This is a genomic window from Variovorax sp. PBL-E5, assembly GCF_901827185.1.
Lineage (GTDB): Bacteria > Pseudomonadota > Gammaproteobacteria > Burkholderiales > Burkholderiaceae_C > Variovorax.
In genome coordinates, this window is the sequence record NZ_LR594671.1 from 5163062 (window position 1) to 5186331 (window position 23270).

Annotated in this window: 22 protein-coding genes; 17 read left to right on the plus strand and 5 right to left on the minus strand. The window is 67.7% G+C overall.

Going from position 1 to position 23270, the window contains the following annotated elements; translation table 11 throughout:
* The first annotated feature begins 84 nt into the window (after positions 1–84).
* The 11 genes from WDLP6_RS25160 (at position 85) to WDLP6_RS25210 (ending at position 14124) form a co-directional block, all read left to right on the plus strand.
* Positions 85–1071 (plus strand): Bug family tripartite tricarboxylate transporter substrate binding protein, encoded by a 987-nt coding sequence (locus WDLP6_RS25160; protein ID WP_162594553.1) that lies wholly within the window; start codon positions 85–87, stop codon positions 1069–1071.
* A gap of 7 nt (positions 1072–1078) precedes the next feature.
* A complete protein-coding gene (locus WDLP6_RS25165; protein WP_162594554.1) occupies positions 1079–2740 on the plus strand; it encodes an FAD-dependent oxidoreductase in 1662 nt (553 codons plus the stop codon).
* A gap of 100 nt (positions 2741–2840) precedes the next feature.
* Positions 2841–5039, plus strand: a complete 2199-nt coding sequence (locus WDLP6_RS25170; protein WP_162594555.1) for a hypothetical protein — start codon at positions 2841–2843, stop codon at positions 5037–5039.
* Between the two features lie 35 nt (positions 5040–5074).
* Complete coding sequence (locus WDLP6_RS25175; protein WP_162594556.1) at positions 5075–5893, plus strand: class I SAM-dependent methyltransferase; 819 nt, start codon at positions 5075–5077, stop codon at positions 5891–5893.
* Between the two features lie 130 nt (positions 5894–6023).
* Complete coding sequence (locus WDLP6_RS25180) at positions 6024–7625, plus strand: AMP-binding protein (RefSeq protein WP_162594557.1); 1602 nt, start codon at positions 6024–6026, stop codon at positions 7623–7625.
* A 177-nt stretch (positions 7626–7802) separates the two neighbouring features.
* Positions 7803–8906, plus strand: a complete 1104-nt coding sequence (locus WDLP6_RS25185; RefSeq protein WP_162594558.1) for a mandelate racemase/muconate lactonizing enzyme family protein — start codon at positions 7803–7805, stop codon at positions 8904–8906.
* Positions 8907–10289, plus strand: a complete 1383-nt coding sequence (locus WDLP6_RS25190; RefSeq protein WP_162594559.1) for a phenylacetate--CoA ligase family protein — start codon at positions 8907–8909, stop codon at positions 10287–10289. It begins immediately after the preceding gene.
* 51 nt (positions 10290–10340) lie between these two features.
* Entirely contained in the window at positions 10341–11444 is a 1104-nt protein-coding gene (locus WDLP6_RS25195; RefSeq protein ID WP_162594560.1) for a thiolase family protein, read from the plus strand.
* On the plus strand, positions 11441–12652 hold the full coding sequence (locus tag WDLP6_RS25200; RefSeq protein WP_162594561.1) for a thiolase family protein: 1212 nt from the start codon (positions 11441–11443) through the stop codon (positions 12650–12652). Before WDLP6_RS25195 ends, WDLP6_RS25200 begins: the two co-directional genes overlap by 4 nt.
* Complete coding sequence (locus tag WDLP6_RS25205; RefSeq protein ID WP_162594562.1) at positions 12649–13119, plus strand: Zn-ribbon domain-containing OB-fold protein; 471 nt, start codon at positions 12649–12651, stop codon at positions 13117–13119. The genes WDLP6_RS25200 and WDLP6_RS25205 overlap by 4 nt, the downstream gene beginning before the upstream one ends.
* Positions 13120–13161: 42 nt before the next feature.
* Positions 13162–14124: a Bug family tripartite tricarboxylate transporter substrate binding protein gene (locus WDLP6_RS25210; RefSeq protein ID WP_162594563.1), complete on the plus strand. Its 963-nt coding sequence runs from the start codon at positions 13162–13164 to the stop codon at positions 14122–14124.
* 23 nt (positions 14125–14147) lie between these two features.
* Here WDLP6_RS25210 and WDLP6_RS25215 read toward each other — a convergent pair whose 3' ends face one another.
* Entirely contained in the window at positions 14148–15071 is a 924-nt protein-coding gene (locus tag WDLP6_RS25215; RefSeq protein WP_162594564.1) for a LysR family transcriptional regulator, read from the minus strand.
* Positions 15072–15278: 207 nt separating this feature from the next.
* Between WDLP6_RS25215 and WDLP6_RS25220 the strand changes: the two genes are divergently transcribed.
* The 4 genes from WDLP6_RS25220 to WDLP6_RS25235 are packed head-to-tail and all read left to right on the plus strand — an operon-like array spanning position 15279 to position 17118.
* Positions 15279–15797 (plus strand): phosphatidylglycerophosphatase A family protein, encoded by a 519-nt coding sequence (locus WDLP6_RS25220; RefSeq protein ID WP_232077309.1) that lies wholly within the window; start codon positions 15279–15281, stop codon positions 15795–15797.
* Positions 15798–15802: 5 nt separating this feature from the next.
* Positions 15803–16306 carry a CinA family protein gene (locus tag WDLP6_RS25225; protein WP_162594565.1) on the plus strand — a complete coding sequence of 168 codons (504 nt, stop codon included), beginning with the start codon at positions 15803–15805 and terminating at the stop codon, positions 16304–16306.
* On the plus strand, positions 16303–16788 hold the full coding sequence (locus WDLP6_RS25230; protein WP_162594566.1) for a nuclear transport factor 2 family protein: 486 nt from the start codon (positions 16303–16305) through the stop codon (positions 16786–16788). Before WDLP6_RS25225 ends, WDLP6_RS25230 begins: the two co-directional genes overlap by 4 nt.
* A gap of 21 nt (positions 16789–16809) precedes the next feature.
* Complete coding sequence (locus WDLP6_RS25235; protein WP_162569878.1) at positions 16810–17118, plus strand: GNAT family N-acetyltransferase; 309 nt, start codon at positions 16810–16812, stop codon at positions 17116–17118.
* Positions 17119–17124: 6 nt separating this feature from the next.
* On the opposite strand, the gene WDLP6_RS25240 is transcribed toward WDLP6_RS25235, so the two are convergent.
* From WDLP6_RS25240 to WDLP6_RS25250, 3 genes are read right to left on the minus strand one after another with little or no spacing between them, the layout of a single operon-like run.
* A complete protein-coding gene (locus WDLP6_RS25240; protein ID WP_162594567.1) occupies positions 17125–18126 on the minus strand; it encodes a Bug family tripartite tricarboxylate transporter substrate binding protein in 1002 nt (333 codons plus the stop codon).
* Positions 18123–18455 (minus strand): DUF4387 domain-containing protein, encoded by a 333-nt coding sequence (locus WDLP6_RS25245; protein WP_162594568.1) that lies wholly within the window; start codon positions 18453–18455, stop codon positions 18123–18125. The genes WDLP6_RS25240 and WDLP6_RS25245 overlap by 4 nt, the downstream gene beginning before the upstream one ends.
* Positions 18448–19839, minus strand: a complete 1392-nt coding sequence (locus WDLP6_RS25250; protein WP_162594569.1) for an acyclic terpene utilization AtuA family protein — start codon at positions 19837–19839, stop codon at positions 18448–18450. The genes WDLP6_RS25245 and WDLP6_RS25250 overlap by 8 nt, the downstream gene beginning before the upstream one ends.
* 136 nt (positions 19840–19975) lie before the next feature.
* On the opposite strand from WDLP6_RS25250, the gene WDLP6_RS25255 reads away from it, so the two are divergent.
* Positions 19976–20698 (plus strand): GntR family transcriptional regulator, encoded by a 723-nt coding sequence (locus WDLP6_RS25255; protein ID WP_162594570.1) that lies wholly within the window; start codon positions 19976–19978, stop codon positions 20696–20698.
* A 45-nt stretch (positions 20699–20743) separates the two neighbouring features.
* Here the strand turns inward: WDLP6_RS25255 and WDLP6_RS25260 are convergent, their stop codons facing one another.
* Positions 20744–21517 carry a YecA/YgfB family protein gene (locus tag WDLP6_RS25260; protein WP_162594571.1) on the minus strand — a complete coding sequence of 258 codons (774 nt, stop codon included), beginning with the start codon at positions 21515–21517 and terminating at the stop codon, positions 20744–20746.
* 65 nt (positions 21518–21582) lie between these two features.
* On the opposite strand from WDLP6_RS25260, the gene WDLP6_RS25265 reads away from it, so the two are divergent.
* Complete coding sequence (locus tag WDLP6_RS25265) at positions 21583–23238, plus strand: FMN-binding glutamate synthase family protein (RefSeq protein WP_174259902.1); 1656 nt, start codon at positions 21583–21585, stop codon at positions 23236–23238.
* Positions 23239–23270 lie beyond the last annotated feature (32 nt).

A 23270-nucleotide genomic window follows, 5' to 3' on the forward strand; every position in this document is an offset into this window, starting at 1 on the left:
ATATTTCATTCGGAATTTATTGATTTACGAATGAATGGCCTTGTCGTCCAATGCGCGGCTGGAGACAAAACCGAAGGACCCTCGATGAAGAAACTTGCCCGCGCCCTGGGCCTGATCGCCGCCGGCTGTGCGCTGCTGGCAGGCCCCGCATCCGCACAGACGCAGGCCGCGGCCTTTCCCGACAAGCCGATCCACATGGTCGTCACCTTCCCGCCCGGCGGCAGCGCCGATGCGGTGGTGCGCATGCTGGTGCCCAGGCTCAACGCATCGCTCGGGCAGCCGGTGGTGGTCGACAACCGGCCCGGCGCCGGCGGCAACGTCGGCCTCGCGCTGGTCGCCAAGGCGGCGGGCGACGGCTACACGGTCGGGGTCGGCGCGGCCGGCGCGCTGTCGGCCAACATCAGCCTCTATGCGCAGATGCCCTTCGATCCGATCAAGGACTTCAAGCCGGTCGGCATGCTGGCCGCGATTCCGTTCGTGATCGTCGGTCATCCGTCGCTCGGCGCGAAGGATCTTCACGCGCTGATCGAGATGGCACGCGCCCAGCCGGGCAAGCTCGCGATCGGCCATGGCGGCAACGGCACGGCGATGCATCTGTCGGCGGCGCTCTTCGGCCAGATGGCCAACGTGAAGCTGACCGAAGTGCCCTACCGCGGCTCCGGCCCGGCGGCACTCGATGCGATGGGCGGCCAGATCCCGCTCGCGGTGGTCGACCTGCCGTCCTCGCTGCAACAGATCAAGAGCGGCAAGCTGATCGCCTATGCGGTCACCAGCCCAGAGCGGCTGCCGATGCTGCCCGACGTGCCGACCGTGGCCGAGGCCGGACTGCCGGGCTACGACTCGACCGGCTGGTTCGGCGTGGTGGCGCCCGCCGACACGCCGCCGGCGGTCGTGACACGGCTCAACGCGGCCATCGTCGCCGCGCTCAACGACGAGCAGATCAAGACCACGATGCGCAACCTCGGCGTCGAGCCCGCGCCCGACACGCCCGAGGCCTTCGGCAACTACATCCGCTCCGAAACGACGAAGTGGCGCAAGGTCATCCAGACCGCGCACATCAAGCTCGACTGACACCCCGATGACCAACGAAGAACTGAAGACCGACGTGCTGATCGTCGGCGGCGGCCCCGTGGGCCTCACGCTCGCGATGGACCTGGCCTCGCGCGGCGTGAAGGTGGTGATCGCCGAGATCCGCCGCTACGCCGAGCCGCCGAACGTGAAGTGCAACCACGTGGCGGCGCGCACGATGGAAGTGTTCCGCCGCCTCGGCGTGGCGCAGAAGCTGCGCGACACCGGGCTGCCGGCGGACCATCCGAACGACGTCGCGTTCCGCACCGCCGTGACCGGCATCGAACTCACGCGCATCCCGATCCCGTGCCGGCGCGACCGCTACACCGAAACCCAAGGCCCCGACGCCTGGTGGCCGACGCCGGAGCCGCCGCACCGCATCAACCAGATCTTTCTCGAGCCGGTACTGCTCGAGCACACGGCCGCGCTGCCGGGCGTGACGCTGCTCAACCGCACGCAGGTCACGGACTTCACGCAGGACGACGACGGCGTCGTCGCGACCGCGGCCGATCTCGATGCCGGCACCACGCGCCGCATCCGCGCGCGCTACATGGTGGGCTGCGACGGCGGCGCCTCGGGCGTGCGCAAGCAGATCGGCGCCAGGCTCGAAGGCACGGCCGTGATCCAGCGCGTGCAGTCGACCTACATCCGCGCGCCGCAGCTGCGCGCGATGATTCCCGGCAAGCCGGCCTGGTCGTACTACGCGGTCAACCCGCGCCGCTGCGGCACGATGTTCGCGATCGACGGCCACGAGACCTGGCTGGTGCACAACCACCTGAATCCCGACGAACCCGAGTTCGACTCGGTCGACCGCGACCGCTCGATCCGCGAGATCCTCGGCGTCGGGCCCGACTTCGCGTACGAGGTGATCAGCAAGGAAGACTGGGTCGGCCGCCGCCTGGTCGCCGACCGCTTTCGCAACGGCCGCGTCTTCCTCGCCGGCGATGCGGCGCACCTGTGGGTGCCGTATGCGGGCTACGGCATGAACGCGGGCATCGCCGATGCGGTCAACCTCTCGTGGCTGCTCGCGGCCCGCGTGCAGGGCTGGGCCGACGAGCGCATCCTCGATGCCTACGAGGCCGAGCGCCAGCCGATCACCGAGCAGGTCTCCCAGTTCGCGATGGACCATGCGCAGAAGATGATCCGCGCCCGCCGTGCCGTGCCGCAGAACATCGAGGCGCCCGGTGCCGAGGGCGACGCGCTGCGCGCCGAGATCGGCCGCGAGGCCTATGAACTCAACGTGCAGCAGTTCTGCTGCGGCGGCCTCAACTTCGGCTACTTCTACACCGGCTCGCCGATCATCGAGACCGACGGCGAGGCGCCGCCGGCCTATTCGATGGGCGGCTTCACGCCGTCGACGGTGCCGGGCTGCCGCGCGCCGCATTTCTGGCTGGCCGACGGGCGCTCGCTCTACGACGCCTTCGGGCCGGGCTACACGCTGCTGCGCTTCGATCGCCGCACGCAGGTCGCGGCGCTGGAACAGGCCGCGCAGCAGTGCGGCATGTCGGTCGCGCTGGTCGATGTCGATGCGCCCGAGGTACCCACGGCGTACCGGCATCGCCTCGTGCTGTGCCGCGCGGACCAGCACGTGGCATGGCGCGGCGACCGGCTTCCGGCTGATGTGGCGGCGCTGGTGGCGCGGCTGCGAGGAATGGCGCCGGCCGGCGCCTGAGGCGGCGAACGGCGGCACTACCCCTTCGGCCATAGGCCGGCTCGCCATGATGACGGCGAAGGCCAAGGCATGCCATCCTCGCGCACTCAGGAGGATTGCCATGATTCGCTTCGTCCGCAAGGCCGACTTCGGCTCGCTGAGTCTGCAGGATCTGCTGGATGCCCGCGATCATTACCACGTGCACCTGGCCAATCTGCCGACCGTCACCGGCACCGCGGTCGGCCGCTACCGGATCCGCCTGAACGACCGCAACATCGACGACGCCTCGCTGAGCACGGCAGCGCCTGACAAGGCGCTCGGACCGCGGACGCTGCGCGGCAGCGACATCCGCCCGTGGTCGTGGCCGTCGGTGCTGGTGTTCGTGTCCGAGTGGGTCGACCCGGACACGCTCGCCAGGCATCCGGACCTCACGGTGCCGCCGATCCTCTATCTCCCCGACGGCCGGCAGGTGCGGACCTGCGTGGTGCTGGTGGAGCGCCGCGTCGCCAACCTGCCGGCGGCCGAGACGGTGGTCTTCGCCGCCCATCGGGTCGGGCCGGGCTTCCAGGTGTATTCCCAGGACCAGGGCTTCACCCGCCTCGGCGTGGCGAGCGCCGTGGTCAGCGATGGCGCCTCGGCGTATGCACTGATCAGCCGCCATCTCGCCAGCGGCGCGGAAGGCCCGGTGTTCGCGCTGCCGCGCGGCCGGCGCGTCGACCTGGGTCAGACACGGCTCGGCGCGCGCGACGCGCCGTCGCTGTCCGAGCTCTATCCGGGCTTCGCCGGCCGGGACGCACGCCTGACGGTCGATGCGTCGCTGGTGAAGCTGGACAACGTCGCCGCCTGGACCTCGCAGTACATGGGCGTGGGACGCATGGGCGAGCCGATCGACCTGAGCACCGACACGATGACGCTGAACCTGATCGGCTGCCCGGTGTTCACCGAGCTGCCGGGCGGCCATCGGGTGGAGGGCTCGGTGCAGGGTCTCTTCTACCGCCACGCAACCATGGGCGGCGTCGATTCGCTGGCCGAGTTCCTCATCGGTCCGCGCCATCCCGAAGACAGCGTCGCGACCCGGCCCGGCGACTCCGGATCGATGTGGTTCTGGGACCATGTCGCCGACGGCTCCGCGGCCGGCACCGCCGGCGGCCGCGGCACGCTCGAGTACCGGCCGCTCGCGGTCCAATGGGGCGGCCAGGGCTTCCTCGCGAACCCGGGCAGCGCATCCACCGAGTTCGCCCTCGCGACCAGCCTGAGCGCCATCTGCAAGTCGCTGCGCGTCGAGCTCGTCCGCGACTGGGAGAGCGACCAGAGCCGCTACTGGGGCAAGGTCGGCCACTATCACATCGGGTACGCCGCCTGCTTCGCGCTGCGCTCCGACAAGGCGCGCGCGCTGTTCGAGGCCAATGCGAGCTCGATCGGCGTGAGCGACGCGGACATCGTGGCCGGCAAGCTGCCGAGTGCCACGCAGACGAGCAAGTTCATCGCGCTGGCCGACGTGCCCGATCTGGTGTGGCGCCGCACGCGCGGCAAGGACAAGGCCAACCACTTCGCCGACATGGACGAGCCGGGCAAAGGCCCCTTCGCGGGCAAGACGCTGCTCTCGCTCTGGAAGAGCGACAAGTCCTCGCGCACGCCCAAGGTGTGGAACGATTTCTACGGCAGCATCGATCCGAAGCGCAAGGCCGAGAACCGCGGCGCGCTGCCGTTCCGCGTGGCCCAGCTGTACGGGATCATGGTCGACGCCGTGCACCGCGGCGCGCTGGACGAGTTCGTGTGCGCCGCCGGCGTGCTCGCGCACTACAGCGGCGACGCCTGCCAGCCGCTGCACGTGTCGTACCTGCACCATGGGTTGCCGGGCGATGCATCGGACGACGGCGTGCACGCGGTCTACGAGGACGACATGCTCGACCAGGCAGCGGCCGAACTCGTGGCCGGCGTGTCGGTGCGGGTGGCGAAGGCACCGAAGCGTGCCGCCTTCAAGGGTTCCGCAGCCGCCGCGGATGCCGTGGTGCAATTGATGCGGCGCACGATCGCCAAGCTGCCGCCGGCCGACATCGTCGACTGCTACGACCGGGTCCGCGGCAAGGGACAGGCCAAGGCGATGTGGACCGAGCTGGGCGCGCGCACCATGGATTGCATCGCCGATGGCGTGCTGACGCTCGCCACCATCTGGCAATCGGCCTGGACCGAGGGCGGCGGCGATGCGGGCCAGCAGGTTTCGCTGAAGGCCGCCAGGACGCCCGTGCCGACGGCGAACCTGAAGAAGCTGTACGACACCAAGACTTTCGCCGAGTCGAAGTGGCTGTCGGAGATGTAGAAGATCGCAGGCGTTGCAACGCAAGGAGAAGACCCATGGACAAACCCGCTGCCGACACGCTCTTCACCGGCTCGATTCCCGAGCTCTACGACACCCATCTCGTGCCGCTGATCTTCGCGCCCTACGCCGCCGATCTCGCGGCGCGCGCGGCGGCGCTCGAACCCGCGCGCGTGCTCGAGACCGCCGCCGGCACCGGCGCGCTCACGCGCGCGCTGGCCGGCGCATTGTCCGCGCAGGCCGAACTGACAGCGACCGACCTGAACCCGCCGATGCTGGACCGCGCCATGGCGACCGGCACCGCGCGGCCGGTACGCTGGCAACAGGCGGACGCGATGCACCTGCCTTTCGACGACGCATGCTTCGACCTCGTCGTCTGCCAGTTCGGCGCGATGTTCTTTCCCGACAAGGCCCACGCCTTCGCCGAATCGCGGCGCGTGCTGCGGCCGGGCGGCATGCTGCTGTTCAACGTCTGGGACCGCATCGAACACAACGAGTTCGCCGACACCGTCACGACGGCGCTCGCCGGCCTGTTCCCTGCAGACCCCCCGCGTTTCATGGCGCGCACGCCGCACGGCTATGCCGACACCGCGCTGGTGGCACGCGACCTCGCGAACGCGGGATTCGCGATGGCGCCGCACATCGAGACGATCGCGGCGCGCAGCCGCGCGCCATCGGCGAGAGTGCCGGCCGTCGCCTACTGCCAGGGAACGCTGTTGCGCAGCGAGATCGAGGCCCGCGCGGGCGCAGACCTGGCCGAGGCGACATCGGTTTGTGCCACCGCGATCGCCGGCCGCTTCGGCGCCGGCGAGGTCGACGCAAAGATCCAGGCGCACATCGTCATGGTCCGACGCTGAGCGTGCCGGGCGGCCGAAGGCTCGCTACGATGGCAGACCCCTCTGCGCAAAGGAGCGTTCAGTGAACCCGTCCAATTCCCAGCCGGCCCGAAGATCCCACGCCGAGGCCTGTGCAGGTTTCGATGCGCAAATGGCTTATGCCGATCTCTCCGGTCGCCTGGCCGAGGGGCTGAACGCCTGCATCGAATGCTGCGACCGCCACGTCGGCGCGAACCGGCTGGCCCTGCAATGGGAAAGCCAGGACGGCCGCAGCGAAAGCTACACCTTCGACCAGCTGCAGGCGCTGTCTGCGCGCTTCGCCAATTTCCTGCAGGCGCGCGGCGTGCAGCCCGGCGACACCGTGGCCGGGCTGCTGACGCGCCGGCCCGAACTGCTGATCACGATCCTCGGCACCTGGCGCGCGGGCGCGGTGTACCAGCCGCTCTTCACCGCCTTCGGATCGAAGGCCATCGAGCACCGCGTGACGACCTCGGGCGCGAAGCTGATCGTGACCGATTCGGCGAACCGGTCCAAGCTCGACGAGATCGACGTGCTGCCGCCGGTGGCGGTGACCGATGCGCAAGGCGCGGCGCAGCGCCCGCACGACCTCGCGTTCTGGCCCGCGCTCGATGCCCAGACAGCCGTCTTCGCGCCGGTCCTGCGCAGCGCCGACGATGCCTTCCTGACGATGTTCACCTCGGGCACCACCGGCGCGGCGAAATCGCTCACGGTGCCGCTGCGCGCCATCGCCGCCTTCGTCGGCTACATGCGCGACGCCATCGACCTGCGGCCGGAAGACAGCTTCTGGAACATCGCCGATCCGGGCTGGGCCTACGGCCTCTACTACGCAGTGACGGGTCCGCTGGCGATGGGCCATGCGACGCTGTTCTACGACGGCGGCTTCAGCGTCGAGAGCCTGGTGCGGGTGGCGCGCAAATATGGCGTGACGAACCTCGCGGGTTCGCCCACGGCCTTCCGTCTCCTGATCGCGGCCGGGCCCGAGGCGCTGAGCCCGCTCAAGGGGCAGCTGCGCGCCGTCAGCAGCGCGGGCGAGCCGCTCAACCCGGAAGTCATCCGCTGGTTCGGCGAACACCTCGATGTCGTGATCCACGACCACTACGGCCAGACCGAGCTGGGCATGGTGCTGTGCAACCACCATGCGTTGGCGCATCCGGTGCACCTCGGCGCGGCGGGCTTCGCGGTGCCGGGCCATCGCGTCGTGGTGATCGACGACGCAGGCAACGAACTGAAGGCCGGCGTGCCGGGCAACCTCGCGCTCGATGTCAAGCGCTCGCCGCTGCTCTGGTTCAGGGGCTATGCGAACGCGCCGACGCCGTCGCTGGGCGAACGCTACTACGTGACCGGCGACACCGCCGAGCTGAACGAGGACGGCAGCATCAGCTTCGTCGGCCGCGCGGACGATGTGATCACCTCGTCCGGCTATCGCATCGGGCCTTTCGACGTCGAGAGCGCGCTGATCGAGCATCCTGCGGTGATCGAAGCCGCGGTGGTGGGCAAGCCGGATCCCGAGCGCACCGAGATCGTCAAGGCCTTCGTCGTGCTGCATCCCGGCCACGAGCCCAACGAGGCGCTGGCCGAGGCGCTCAAGCAGCACGTGCGCCACCGCCTGTCGGCGCATGCCTATCCGCGCGAGATCGCCTTCGTCGAGGCGCTGCCCAAGACGCCGAGCGGCAAGGTCCAGCGCTTCATCCTGCGCAACCAGGAGATTGCCGCGCTTCGCGGCGGCCGCTAGCCCCGGAGATCTCGCCCGCACGCCCGAGCGCCGCCGCCGAGCCGGCAAGAAAGCATGGCGTGCGATCTGCACGTGCGTGGGCGGTCGAGAAGAGAAGAACGGATCTATTCAATTTAGTTAAAGCACCCTGTCGTAAATATCAATCGATCCGGTGACCCGCCTCCTAGACTGGGTCGCATGAAGATCGAGCGAATCGAAGTCTTCGGCGTCGCGATACCGCTGTTCGAGCCGAGGACGGTTTCCTATACGCGCCATGCCGTGCAGAGAAGCGCCATCGTGCGCATCCGCACCGACGACGGCACGGTCGGGCTCGGAAACGTCGACCCTTTTCCCGGCTACTCCGCGCATTCCGTCGACGAGACCATCGAAGCATTGACGGCCCGGATCGGGCCACTCGTCATGGGGCATGACCCGCGCGACCTCAACGCGCTGATCGACCGCCTGGATTCGAAGATCGGCGGCTTTCTCGATGCCCAGGCCGCAATCGAGATGGCGTGCATCGACCTCGCCGCGCGCGCATCGAACATGCCGGTGCATCGGTATCTGGGCGGTGCGCTCAGGCCGGCGTTTCGCCTGAACGGATGGATTGGCATGGTTTCTCCCCAGGAGGCCGCCGTCCAGGCCGCCGGATGGAAGGAAAGAAATTTCCGCTCGCTCAAGATCAAGGCCGGAAGCGGCGTCGAGGCGGACGTCGAAAGAATCAAGGCGGTGCGCGAGACCGTCGGCAGCGACTTCGGCTTGCGGGTCGATGCCAATTCCGCCTATTCCACGGATGATGCGATCGCCCTTTCGCGCCGGATCGCGCCCCTGTCCATCGAGCTTCTCGAACAGCCCGTCCATGAGGACGATCTGGAAGGCATGGCCCGCGTCAGGAAGGAGGGCGGCGGCGTGCCGGTGATGGCGGACGAGTCGGTGCGCGATGGGCGCAGCATCATCGACATCCTCAAGGCGGACGCGGCGGACCTGGTCAAGGTCAAGGTCATGAAGCAAGGCGGAATCGTGCGCACCCGCCAGGTCCTTGCGATCTGCGAAGCGGCCGGCATTCGGTGCGTGATCGGGCACGGATTCGGCCTGGCCATCAATACGGCGGCCGAAGTGTCCGTTGCCGCGGTCACCCGCAACATCGTCGACGGGCTCGAATGTGTAGGCGCGCTCAATGTCTCCGATGACATCGTCGAGAAGACCCTCAGGTCGCAGGGCGGACAGATCGATCTTCCGGACGGACCTGGCTTCGGCTTGTCGCTCGATATGACCAAGATTCAAAAGTACAGATTCAACTGAATGAGCCTGGATCCCAAGATGGAACACGTCGAACTGCAGGAAGACGCCTTTTCCGACATCGAACAGCTGTCGCGCGAACAACTGCGCGAGTTGCAGTGGACCCGGCTTCAGCGCCAGGTGGCCTACAACTTCCGGAATTCGCCCTACTACCGGCGATCGATGGAAGCCGTGGGCATGCGCCCCGAGGACCTGAAATCCTGGGAAGACCATGCGCGCGTGCCGTCGATGGACAAGCATGACCACCGTGCCGCGCAAGAGGAATCGCTGGCGCGTTTCGGGCATCCTTTCGGCATGCTGGTCTGCAAGCCGCTCGAAGCCCTGGTCATGTTGTCGGGCACCTCGGGCACGACGGGGCTGCCGACCTTCTACACGGTGACCGCGCGCGACCTGACGCTCTACAGCAGGCTCATGGCGCGCAAGCTCCGGCGCATCGGACTTCGTCCCGGCGACCGCGTGCTGCACGGCTTCTCCTTGAGCATGATGGTCGGCGGCCAGCCGCTGCTGCAGACGCTGATGAATTACGGCGCCTGCGTGGTGCCGATCGGCGCCGAGGTCGGCAGCCGGCGTCTGCTGGAATTCGCCAAGCTGGTCAAGCCGCGCGCCATGGTCTGCACGCCTTCCTACGCGGAATACCTGGCGGAGAACTGCATGGAGGTTCTCGGGCGTCCGATCAAGGACCTGGGCCTGGAGCTGCTGATGTGCGGCGGCGAACCCGGTGCCGGCCTGCCGACGGTCCGGGCCAGGATCGAAGGCGCGTACGGCGCGCGACTGCACGACTACACGGGCGTGATTCACACCTTCCACGGAATCAGCTGCGGCGCTCCCGATGCCTGGATGCACTTCACCTCCGAAGACTACTGCGTGCTCGAACTGCGCGACCCGGACACCAGGAAGCCGATCCCGGTGCAGGACGGCGCCATCGGCGAAATGCTCTACACCGAGCTCGGCATCGAGGCCACGCCCTTGATGCGCTATGCACTGGGGGACGTGATCTCGATATCGACCCGACCCTGCAGCTGCTGCGGCTGGCGTGGCATCAGCTTCAAGATCCTGGGACGCGCGGACGACATGCTGATCGTCAAGGGCGTCAACGTCTATCCGGCAGCGATCCGTACCGTCGTCGCCAGCCTGACGCCGCGCACCACCGGGCAGATCCGCATCCAGCTCGACCAGCCCGGGCACAAGGTCACGCCGCCGCTCAGGTTGGTGGTCGAACATGGCGAAGGCGTATCGGAAGATCAGTTGCCGGCGCTCAAGACGGAACTCGAGGCGCTGCTGCACGACCAGGTGAAGGTGCGCCCCGACATCCGCCTGGTGGCGCCCGGGAGTCTGGCGCGGACCCACCACAAGACCAAGATCATCGAAGTGCTCGCGCAGGACTGAGACGCGCAGCCCCACACGCACATTCATCGATCGTTCCCGAAGGACAAACCCTTGAGCAACGTTTTCGTTCTCGGCCTCGCGACCCACCCGCCCGCGGCAAGACTGGCGCATCTGCGCCTGGAGGAGATCGCCTACTACACGGCGAAGGCGGCGCTCGCCGATGCCGGCGTGACGCGGCGGCAACTCGACAGCGTCACGCTGGCGTCCTCCGATGAACTGGACGGGCGACCGATCTCCAGCATGCTGATGAGTGCCGCGGCCGGAGGCTACGAGACCGACGAGATCAAGATCGCCGACTCGGGCGCGAGTGCCATGTGCATGGCCTACGCGCGATTCCTGTCCGGCGAATCCGAACTGGGCCTGGTGTCGAGCTGGTGCAAGAGTTCGAAGACGGACGTCGACGCGATCTCCCGCTTCGGCGCCGATCCGTTCTTCTACCGCCCGCTCGGCATCGACCGCCTGGTGACCGACGCGGTGCTGGCCCAGTGCCTCAGCGAGGAGTTCGCCATCGATGCGAACGAGGTCGCAGCGCGCGTTCGCAACGGCTACCTGCGCGGCGCGCGCAATCCGCGCGGCATGCGGCACGAGGTGCCGAGCCTCGAGCACATCCAGGCTTCGCCCTACGAATCCACGCCGCTGCGCAGGCTGCACCGGGCACCGCTCACCGACGGCGCTGTGTCGCTCGTGCTGGCATCGGCCGATTACGTGCGGGCCCGCGGCATCCGGCCGCTGGCAGAGCTGACGGGCATCGGCTGGGCCACGGATGCCTATCAGATGGGCGCCGCGCGGCTGCGCCGGATGGATTCGGCGCGCAAGGCCGCCGACATGGCGCTGAAGGCGGCCGGCCTGAAGTCCTTCGATGATCTGGATGTCGTCGAACTGGAATGCCAGACCGGCTTTCACGAAGCCGCGCTGGTGCGGGCGCTCGGCATCGACAAAGAAGAAGCACTGTGCCCGTCGGGCGGCGTGTACGCCCAGAATCCGCTGTTCTGCACCGGCCTCGTCAACGCGGCCGAGGCAGTCCTCCAGGTGTGCGGCCGCGCGGGTCCGGTGCAGCGGCCGAACGTGCGACGGGCCGCGGCCCATGGATGCCACGGCTTCGCGCAGCAGGGCAACACGGTGATGGTCTTCCAGAGCGTGGAGGCGATGCAATGACGAAATCGACCGTCGCCGTGCTCGGCACGTTCCAGACCGAGTTCAGGAAGCAGCACCTCGCGCATACCTTCGTCGAACAGACCCAGCTCGCCGCGGTCGGCGCGCTCGCTGATGCCGGCATGACGCCGGACGACATCGACGCCGTGGTGTTCGCACTGGCACCCACCTTCTTCATGGGGGTCGCGGATGCGAACAAGTGGGCGGTGGATTCCATCTTCGCGCAGGGCAAGCCGGGCTTTCGCGTCCACACGGGCGGCGCCACCGGCGGCTCCGCGATCCAGGCGGCCTACAACCTGGTTCGCGCGGGCCTGTTCCGTTCCGTGCTGATCGTGGGCGCGGAGCGGATCGCGGAAACGCCGGATGCGCAGAAGGTGCTCAACCTGATCTTCGACGTCTTCTACGAGCGGGACATTCCGCTGTCCACGAACACCTCCGCCGCGCTGTGGGCGCAACGGTATCTGCACCGCTACGGCCACACCCAGGAGGACCTGGCACGGGTGGTCGTGCGAGCGCGCCGCAACGCGTCGCGCAATCCCTTCGCTCATCTGAAGACGCAGGTCACGGTCGAGGAAGTCATGGCCTCGCCGATGATTTCCTACCCGCTCAAGCTCTACGAGGTCTGTCCCAGGTCGTCCGGCAGCGCAGCGATGGTGGTCGGCAACCTCGACATGGCGCGGCGCTTCCAGTCCCGCCCCGCATTCATCAATGGCGTCGCGAGCCGCACGACGACGCACTGGTTCGGCGACCGGATGACGCCGACGGCCGATTCGGATTTCTTCGACTTCGACGTGGTCGCCACGGCCTCCCGGAATTGCTACGCGCAGGCGGGCATTCGATCGCCCATCGACGAGATCCAGGCCGTCGAGCTGTATGACCCCTACAGCATCACCGCCGCGGTTCAGCTGGAACGACTCGGTTTCTGCAGCCCGGGGACGGCGTTGAAGCTGGAGCGGGAGGGCCACTGGGATGTCGAAGGCGGAGAACTGCCGGTGAATCCTTCGGGCGGAACGCTGTGCACCAATCCGATCGCGATCGCGGGCCTGGTGCGGGGCATCGATGCCGCCAACCAGATCATGAACAAGGCCGGCGAGATGCAGGTGCGCAATGTCAAGAACACGCTTTCAAGCTCGGTGGGCGGTATCGGGCAGTTCTACAACTGCACGATCTTCGGCAACGAGCCATTCGATCACGGAGGTCACAAGCCATGAATGAGGCAACATCGCTCGTCGTCACGGACCACATCGAGCTGCGCTACGACTACGCGCTGGGCGAGGTCGCCGGAACCTTCATGGAAGGACTGAAGCAGGGAAAGATCCTCGCGAGCTACTGCTCGAAGTCCGGCTTGACCTACCTGCCGCCGCGCAGCTATTGCGAGCGCTCGTTTCAGCCATGCGACGGCTGGACCGAGGCCGGCCTGGAGGGAACGATCGAAGCGGCAACGATCGTGGTGCGCGGCTTCGAGGGCAAGCGAAAGACGCCGGTGGCCATCGCATTCGTCCGCCTGGATGGCGTCGACTCGGCCATCGCCAACTTCGTGGATGGGCTGGACCTGTCCGACTGCGATGTTGCGATGAAGGCGCTCGCGCCCGGAAAGCGTGTCGCCGTCGTGTTCGCCGAGCACCGGCAGGGAAGGATCACCGATTTTTCGTTCAAGTGCATCGGTCAGGATTCGTGACCGGGCGCAGGCGCGCTATTCCCATGAAAGAAGGAGACAACCATGTCCAGATGGCTGATATCGATAGGCCTCATGCTCGCGAGCTGCCTGGCGGCGGCCCAGGGTTATCCGGAGCACCCGATCCGGATGATCGTGCCCTCGACACCGGGCGGCGGCACCGACTTCGTCGGGCGGCTCATGGCCTCCAGGCTGCAGACCCTGAATTCGTGGACCCTGATCGTCGACAACCGGCCGGGCGCCGGCACCGCGCTCGGCATGGCAGAGGCTGCACGCGCGCCAGGCAAAGGCTATGACCTGGTCGTCGGCCAATCGGACAACATCACGCTGGCGCCGCTGCTGACCAAGGTCACCTACAACCCGGTCAAGGACGTGATCCCGGTCGCTCTGGTGGGCCGGGTTCCGATCGTGCTGCTGGTCAACGAGAACGCGCGATGGAAGAACATTCGCGAGTTCCTGGACGATGCGAAATCTCGTCCTGGTGCGATCAACTACGGCTCGTCCGGCATCGGCGGCTCGGTGCACATGGGATTCGAGATGCTGCAGCAGGCCACCGGCGTCAAGCTGCACCACATTCCCTACAAGGGCGGCCCGCAGGCGATGGTCGACCTGATGGGCGGCCAGCTCGACATGGCCGGCGCCTCCGTCACGGCAGCCACCACCTTGATCAAGTCGGGCAAGCTCAGGGCGCTGGCGGTGACATCCGGCGCGCGCAATGCGGCGCTTCCGGACGTGCCGACGGTGGCCGAGTCCGGCTATCCGGGCTTCGACCTGGATATCTACTACGGCATCTTTGCGCCCTCCAACACGCCGGCCAGCATCGTGGCGAGGCTCAACAACGACTTCAACCGGATCCTCGCGCAGGACGAGGTGAAGTCCTCGCTTCAGGCGCAGGGCTTTTTCGTCGATCCGCTCTCGCCCGGTGATTTTTCGAGTCTGGTGCGCGCGGACATCAAGAAATCGAAGGACGTCATCGCGGCCGCACACATCAAGGTGGATCAGGACTGATCGACAACCACCTCGGTCGGAATCTAAGGCCCGGCCGCCGGCGCGCAGTTTGACTGCGAGAAGTGGGACAACACCGTGTCGCGCATGAATTGACGCCCCGGACTCCAATAGGAGCCGGCACGCACGATCGCATAGGCGGGGCGCTCGAATTCGAACTCCGGCAGATGCACGCTGAAAAGCAGCTGGTCCTTGCCCGGATAGTTGCGCGCGCCGACGCGCAGCAGCAGCAAGTCGGTGGTCTCGACGAGCCGATGGATCGAATTCCCGACATAGTCGATTTCGATGCTGGGCCGCGGCGGTGCCAGGCCGCATGAAATGAAGCGCTCGTTCAGCCACATCGTCGCGCGGGCATTCTGGCGCGGAAGAATCCATCCGTAGCGCAGCAGATCCTTCGGCGTCGGCGTCAGGTTGAAGATCGGGTGGTGCTTGCGGGCCACGATGGACAGCTCGTCGCTGCCGATCGGCACGATGTCCACCTCCGCGCCGGACACGCTGTAGAGCGGAGAAAACACGATGTCCAGATGCCCTTGCTGCAGCAGCGCGATCAGCTCGGCGCCGATGTCCAGCGTGAAGTTCAGCTGAATGTCCGGAAACCTGTCCACCATCCTGAACAGGCAATTGACCAGCACATCATCGAAGATGGGCTTGGTGGCGCCGACCCGCAGCAACCCCGCATGGCCCTGTCGAAGATTCGATGCCCTGCCCGCCAGATCCTCGTGCGCGAGCATGATCTTCATGGCATCGCCATGGATGGCCTTGCCTGCGGGCGTGAGCAGCATGCCGTTCTTGCTGCGCTCGAACAGGACCAGGCCGACCGCCTCTTCCAGGCGAGCCACGGATTTGGACAGCGTGGCCTCGGTGACGCAGCAGGTCTGCGCCGCGGCGGTCAGGCTTCCCGCCTGGGCAACGGCGATGAAATACCGGATATCCCGGGATGCGGTTTCCACTCTCTCTGGTCTCCCGAATTTCTGGCTCGTCGTCCCTACACCACCACACGGCGCTGGTTCGGATCGCGCATCGGATGCATGGTAAAGGCATCGGGACCGGGCCCGTCATTTCCATTGCATCCTCCACGACGTCCGAGCTTGCGCTTCAAGCCGGCCGCGGATGCGCGACACTGTGGCCCAATGTCCTCCATGCCCATGTCAGGCGCCATGCCCCGCCCCTCGCTGCGCTTCCTGCTCTCGCATCCCGCGCACCTCATCGCACTCGGTTTCGGCTCCGGCCTGTCGCGCTTCGCGCCGGGCACCGTGGGCACGCTGTGGGCCTGGGTCGCGTTCCTTGTCATGCAGCGCTGGCTCTCGAGCGCGGTGATCGGCTGGGTGATCCTGGTGTCGGTGCCCATCGGCTGGTGGGCCTGCACGGTGACGGCGCACCACATGAACGTGGCCGACCCGGGCGCCATCGTCTGGGACGAGGTGGCGGCCTTCTGGCTGGTGCTGTGGCTGGTGATGCCGGCCGGCTTGCTGGCACAGACCATCGCCTTCGCGCTGTTCCGCTTCTTCGATGCCGCCAAGCCCGGGCCGGTGGCCTGGGCCGACCAGCTCTTCAAGCAGCGCGATGCGACATCCGAAACGATGCGCTGGACCGCCGCGGGCTTCGGCATCCTCTTCGACGATTTCGTGGCGGCGTTCTGCGCGCTGCTGGTGATCGCGCTCTGGCGCGCATGGTGAGGATGATGGAACAAGAACACGACACGCCCGCGCTGGTGCTGCGGCTGGCCGAGCTGCTGCAGCAAAAGCGCTGGATGCTCGCCACCGCGGAGAGCTGCACCGGCGGCCTGATCGCGGGTGCCTGCACCGATCTGGCCGGTTCCAGCGCCTGGTTCGAGCGTGGCTTCGTCAGCTATTCGAACGAGGCCAAGAGCGAGCTGCTCGGCGTCGACGCGGCCTTGATCGCGGCGCACGGCGCGGTCAGCGAAGCGGTCGCGCGGGCCATGGCCGCGGGCGCGATCGCGCACTCGAAGGCGCAGGTCGCGCTCGCGGTCACCGGCGTCGCCGGCCCGAGCGGCGGCACGGCCGACAAGCCGGTCGGCACGGTGTGGTTCGGCTGGTCGGTCGACGGGCGCCTGTGCACCGAACGCCGCCGCTTCGACGGTGACCGCGCCACCGTGCGCGCGGCCACCGTGTTCCATGCGCTGCAGACGCTGGTCGCGCTGATTCAACGCCAGGATGCCCCATGAAGAACGAAGACACCATCCGCCGCTTCTACGATGCCTTCGCGAAGCTCGATGCCGACACGATGGCGGCCTGCTATGCGCCGGAGGCCAGCTTCGACGACGAGGCCTTCTCGCTGCGCGGCCGGCGCGAGATCGGCGGCATGTGGAAGATGCTGTGCGAAGGCACGCGCGCCAAGGGCGCCGATGTCTGGCAGCTGCGCTACCGCGACGTGCAGGCCGACGCCACCGGCGGCCAGGCCCACTGGGACGCGCACTACCGCTTCAGCGCCACCGGCCGCATCGTCGACAACGCGATCGATGCGCGCATGCACTTCACACCCGAAGGATTGATCGCGACGCACCGCGACCGTTTCGATTTCTGGCGCTGGTCGCGCCAGGCGCTCGGCCTGCCCGGGCTGCTGCTGGGCTGGTCGCCGATGCTGAAGAAGAAGGTGCGCGCCACGGCGGCCGCCAACCTCGCCACGTACCTCGCCCGCAATCCCTGAAACCCCTGCAACGGAGATTCCATGGTCGACATCACCGTCTCCAACCATCCCGACAAGCACCGCTACGAAGCCTTCATCGACGGTGTGCTGGCGGGCTACTGCGAATACAACCTGCTCGACGGGGCCATCATGTTCACCCACACCGAGGTGCTGCCCGAGCGCGAGGGCCTGGGCGTCGCTTCCAGCCTGGCGCGGCATGTGCTCGACGATGCGCGCGCGCGGGGCTTGCAGGTGATCCCGGTCTGCCAGTTCATCGCCGGCTGGATCCACAAGCACCACGAATACGCCGACCTCGTGCGGCCGGACGTGCAGCGCGCCTTCAAGATCTGAGCGCGCTCATTCGGGCTTGACGTTGGCCTCGCGGACCACGACCCGCCAGCGCTCGATGTCGGCCTTCAGGAAGTCGCTCATGTCCTTGCTGCTGCCGGACCACGGTTCGGCGGCGCCGACGCGCAGCAGTTCCACGAACTTCGGCGCCTGGATGGCCTGATTCAGATCCTTGTTGAGGCGATCGACGATCGCCTGCGGCGTGCCCGCGGGCGCGAAGAGGCCCGCCCAGACACGCGTGTCGAAGCCCGGGACGCCTTGCTCGACCAGCGTCGGGATCTCGGGCGTCAGGCTCGAGCGCGTGGGCGTCGAGACGGCCAGCACGCGGACCTTGCCGCTGCGCACCTGGGGCAGCAGCGACCCGCCGGCATCGAAGGCAAAGGGGATCTGCCCGCCGATGACATCCTGCAGCACCATCGGCGAGCCTTTGTAGGGCACATGCACCATCTCTATCCCGGTGGCCTTCTTCAGGATCTCCATCGAGAGGTGCTGCGTGGTCCCGGTGCCGCCGGAGCCGTAGGAGACCTTGCCCGGCCTTGCCTTGACGTAGGCCACCATCTCCTTGAGGTTGGTGACCGGCACGTCGTTGTTGCAGTAGAGATAGAGCGCGCCCTTGGTGAACGGCCCGATGGGGACGAAGTCCTTCACCGGGTCGTAGGTCAGCTTCGAACCGTAGACGGAAGGGTTGATCGACATCGGCCCGCCGGTCGACACCAGCAGCGTGTAGCCGTCCTTGTCGGCCACCTTGGCGGCGTTGCCGACGATCATGCCGTGCGCGCCGGCCTTGTTCTCGACGATCACCGGCTGGCCCAGGCTGGCGCTCAGGCCGACCACCAGTTGCCGGGTCCAGCCGTCGACGGTGTCACCGGGCGGCGTGCCGATCAGGATGCGAATGGGATGGCGCGGGTAGTCGGCCTGCGCCCACGCGGTGGCCGGCAGGATCGGGCCGACGGTGGCAAGGCCGAGGGCCGTGCGCAGGAACTGGCGGCGTTGCGAATGGCTGTGGTTCATGTTTTCACTCCTTCATGACGCGCTGCCAGCTCGACATCGAGCAGGCGGATGTATTGCTGGCCGCCGTGCATGTCGCGCTCCATCGCGCCGCCTTGCGGCCGCAGGCGCGGATAGGAGATCTTCAGGATCAGCAGGTCGGGCAGCGGGAAATGCTTGACCATGGCCGCATCCACGCCGTAGAGCGCGCCGATGGCCGCGGGCTGGAGCTGCGGCGCGTTCGCGTAGCGGTCGAAGCCCTCGCGATCATGAAAATACAGATCGAGGGTGATCCAGAACGGACCGGCATTCTTGGACCGCACGTAGCGGCAGACCTCGCGGACCTCAGGCATGCGCGGCCTCCCTGATCCCGACGAATTCCATGCGGACCAGTTCGCTCGGATGGTCGACGTGCACGACATGGTTGAGCTTGAACTCGAACACCTGCCCGCGCTCGACCTCCGCCGGCGAGAAGGGGAAGGCATAGCTGGGCATCGGCGTCTCCGGATTCAGCGGCAGGTGGAAGAACCACGGGTTGCAGGTCTTGGCGATCTGCGTCGCCAGTTCCTGCGTGGCCGCGGTGGCGACGAACATGAGACCGATCTCGCGCGCAGGCGCGGCCGCCGGATCGACCGGCATGCCGCTCACGGCATTCCATCCGTAAGGCCTGAGCGAGATGTCGAACACGCCGGCCTCCGAGCCCATGCTGTTGCGCACGCGCTCCACCAGCACCTCGTGCATCTGCGACACGAAGCGGTCGATCTCCGCCAGCACCCCGGGGTCCTGGATGCCGACCAGCATCAGCGTCTGGTAGCCGCCGCCGCCGGCGCCCTCGAGCTTCATCGTGTAGGGCTTCGGCAGGAAGACCGAACCCGTGACCTGCACCGTTCGATCGTCGACCGGCTCGTAGCGCGCCCCCGTGACGTCGAGCACGCCGCCGGGCTCGTGCAGCAGGAAGGGATCGCTGTTCTCGTACAGCATGTGGCTGGAGACCGTGCGCGGCGTGCAGCGCGCAATGGCGCTCAGCGGCTCGACCTCGAAGCCGTTCTTGCCGACGCGGATCATCACGCCGCCTTCGCGTGCATGCGTGGTGCACAGGCCGCCGCATTCGGCGGTCTTGCCCGCATGCCAGGCGGGGCCGGCGCCGGCGCCGCGCATCAGCGGCACGGCGGCCAGCACGGCCGTGTCGGTGGTGCGGCCGCCGAGCACGATGTCGGCACCGGCCTCGAGCGCCGCGATGTAGGGCTCGGGCCCCATCAGGGCCACGATGTGATCGCATTCGCCGAACAGCGCCGCGTCGACCGAACTCATCGGTGCGAGCGGCTCGATGCGGCCCTGCGCGGCACGGGCCGTGAGCAGCGCCGGATCCTGTTCGGCATAGAGCAGTGCGATGCACGGCGTCAATCCGTTCTCGCGCGCGATCTCCAGCGCGATGTCGCGCATCCAGTCCAGCGCCACATCGCAGCCGGAGGTGCCGCAGGAGCCGATGAGCAATGGGATCTTCGCCCGGGCCTGGGCTTTCATCAGGATCAGCAGATCGGCCTTGACCGCGGCTCGCGAATACTTGGGCCGGCCGGTGGCGAGATAGGCCGGCCCGCTGTCGGTGGAGCCGGCATCGCAGGCGATGGCGTGCGCGCCGGCGGCCACGCCGGTGGCCACGTCGGCCTCCGACAGGCCGAGGCCGAGCGCGCCGATGGGGACCAGCACGTTGGTGGTGGAGTGGAGGCGGTGTGGCATGGGAAGGAAAGAGAAGGTCTGGCGCGGCACCGATGTTCGGCGTCGGAATTGTTGTAGACAATCATCTGGATTGTCTACACTCTGGCATAAGTGTTTACACTCAAGATCGCCAGTCCCTCCACCATCCGTCTTCTTCATGCCCGAAGCCCCCGCAGCCACCGGCAGTGCGCCGATCGAGGAAACCATTCAGTGGTTGGAGCACGCCATCCTGTCCGGCGAACTGAAGCCCGGCGACCGCGTTCCCGAATCGGTGCTGGCGGCGCGTTTCGGTGTCGGCCGCGGCCCGCTGCGCGAAGCCTTGCGCACGCTGGAGGGCCGGCGGCTGCTGGAGCGCACGCCGTTCTCGGGCGTCCGCGTGGCCGAGCTCAGCATCGACGATCTGGAACAGTTGCTGATCACGCGCGAGGCGCTCGAGGGCATGGCGGCACGGCAGGCCGCGGAAGTGATGACGCTGCCCGAGACACGGCGGCTGCGCGAGCTGCTGAACGCCAGCAAGGCCGCCGGCGACCTCGGCGAATTCTTCCGGCGCCGCACACAGGACAACGACTTCCACACCCAGATCGTGCGCGGCAGCCGCAACCATTGGCTGGCGGAATTCCTGTGCCGGGATCTCTACGCGCTGCTCAACATCTGCCGCTTCCGCGCCGCGAGCGTGCCGCAGCGCATGAAGGCGGTGCACGGCGAGCATGAACGGATCCTCGCGGCCATCGAGCAGCGTGATCCGGAACTCGCGGAACGCCGCATGCGGGAACACGTCGCACATGGGCGCGAATCCCTGCTTCGGCGCCTGCGCGAAACGCAGGCGCAAGAGCAGGCGTCATCCCGGCGAGCACGCCCCGCCGCGCGCGAGCCGACCTGAATCGACGGCACCGGCGCCGGGATGCGCCCGGCGCGGCGCCGCGACTCAGCCGGCGCCGTGGCACTTCTTGTATTTCTTGCCGCTGCCGCAGGGGCACGGGTCGTTGCGGCCGGGCGTGGCCTCCTTGCGGATCGTCTCGACGCGCGGCCCCATGCTCTTCCAGAGCTGGCGCAGGTCGTAGACGGCCCAGATCGCGGCACCGAAATCGTCCACGCGCTGCTGGCTCACGCTGGGCGGGCCGTCCTCGCTGTACATCGAGACCGCGGGCTTGCCGGTGTCGTCCTCGGTCAGCGTGACGATGGCGCCGAGCGCCTCGTCGAGCATGCGCGCGGCTTCCTTGTCGCGCGGCGGGGTCCAGTCCTCGGGCCAGTTCTCGACCGCGAACATGAAGCCGAGCGCCCAGACCTGCGCGAAGGATGGAATGGCTTCGCCAGCCATCTCGCCGCGCTCCTCCTCGGGCAGCGCCGCGATCGCGCCGCGCGTGTCGAGCACCTCGGGCTGCCAGGTGCGCTCGTCGTCGAGCGATTCGACATCGGCGTCGAGGCCGGTCTCGATCTCGCGCCAGCGCCGCTTCCAGCGCCAGACGAATTCCATGTGCTGCGCGGCGACGAAGCCGTCGCCCAGCAGCACCGGCCAGTACTCCGCGGGCTCGATCGGCCGCCGCGTGCAGACCAGCGCGGCCATGAAGCCTTCGCAGAATTCCCACTGCGGCGTCTCGTCGTCGTGCTCGCGCATGGCGTCGAGCGCCAGGTCCTGGGCATCGAAATCATCGGGGCCAAGCGGGGTCTGCTCGGGCGGGGTGTCGGGGATGGTTGTCATGTCGTTGCAGGAAACAGCCCTCTATGATGCAGCAAGGCTCCCGGAGACCCGTCATTTCTACCCCGATGATTTCGCCCCTCCCGGCGCGTTACAGCACCTTTGCGCTGTGCGTGGCCGGCCTTGTCGCCAGCGTGGCGGTGGTCGTGGTGCTGCCCACGCTCTGGGCCGCATGGATCGCCGTCGCGCTCTTCGCGGTGCTCAGCGGCACCGGCGTGCACGACCTGCGGCAGGCGCGCCACGCAATCCTGCGCAACTACCCGGTGATCGGCCACCTGCGCTTCCTGCTGGAATTCATCCGGCCCGAGATGCGGCAGTACTTCATCGAGAGCGACGCCGAGGCCGCGCCCTTCTCGCGCGCCCAGCGCTCGCTGGTCTACCAGCGCTCCAAAGGCGAGCCGGACAACCGGCCCTTCGGCACCCAGCTCGACGTGACGATCTCAGGCTACGAGTGGATCAACCACTCGATGCAGCCGAGCCGCCTGGCCAACCACGACTTCCGCATCGTCATCGGCGGCACGCCGGGGCCGGCCTCGCCGGCATCGCATCCATGCACGCAGCCCTACGAGGCGAGCGTGTTCAACATCTCGGCGATGAGCTTCGGCGCGCTGTCGGCCAACGCCATCATGGCGCTGAACCTCGGCGCGAAGATGGGCGGCTTCGCGCACGACACCGGCGAGGGATCGATCTCGCAGCATCACCGCGTGCATGGCGGCGACCTGATCTGGGAGATCGGCTCGGGCTACTTCGGCTGCCGCAACGACGACGGCAGCTTCAGCGAGGAACGCTTCGTCGCCAACGCGCGCGACCCGCAGGTCAAGATGATCGAGATCAAGCTGAGCCAGGGCGCCAAGCCAGGCCACGGCGGCGTGCTGCCGGGCCCCAAGGTGACGGCCGAGATCTCGGCCGCGCGCGGCGTGCCGATCGGCGTGGACTGCATCTCGCCCTCCTCGCACGGCGCCTTCTCGACGCCGGTCGGGATGATGCATTTCGTCGCCCGGCTGCGCGAACTTTCGGGCGGCAAGCCCTGCGGCTTCAAGTTCTGCCTCGGCCATCCGTGGGAGTGGTTCGCCATCGTCAAGGCCATGCAGGAAACCGGCATCACGCCCGACTTCATCGTGGTCGACGGTGCCGAGGGCGGCACCGGCGCGGCACCGGTGGAGTTCAGCGATCACGTCGGCGCGCCGCTGCAGGAAGGCCTGCTGCTGGTGCACAACACGCTGGTCGGCGTCGGGCTGCGCGATCTCATCAAGATCGGCTGCGCCGGCAAGGTGATCACCGCCTTCGACCTCGCACGCATGATGGCGCTGGGCGCCGACTGGTGCAACGCGGCGCGCGGTTTCATGATGGCGCTCGGCTGCATCCAGGCGCAGAGCTGCCACACCGGCCACTGCCCGACCGGCGTCACCACGCAGGACCCGGTGCGCCAGCAGGCGCTGGTGGTGCCGACCAAGGCCGACCGCGTGCGCAACTTCCACCGCAGCACGCTGCATGCGCTGCAGGAACTGGTGCAGGCCGCCGGCCTCGCCCACCCGCAGGACATCACCGCCCACCACATCGTGCGGCGCATTTCCGACACCGAGGTGCGGCTGCTCAGCAACCTCGTGATGCAGGTGCAGCCCGGCGCATTGCTCGGGCCGCTCGACGGACTGCACAATGTGTTCCGCACCTACTGGCCGCTGGCGAGCGCGCACAGCTTCCAACCGGTGACACTGGCCGTATGAGACGCCCGGCCGTTCCAAAGGCGAATGCCGCA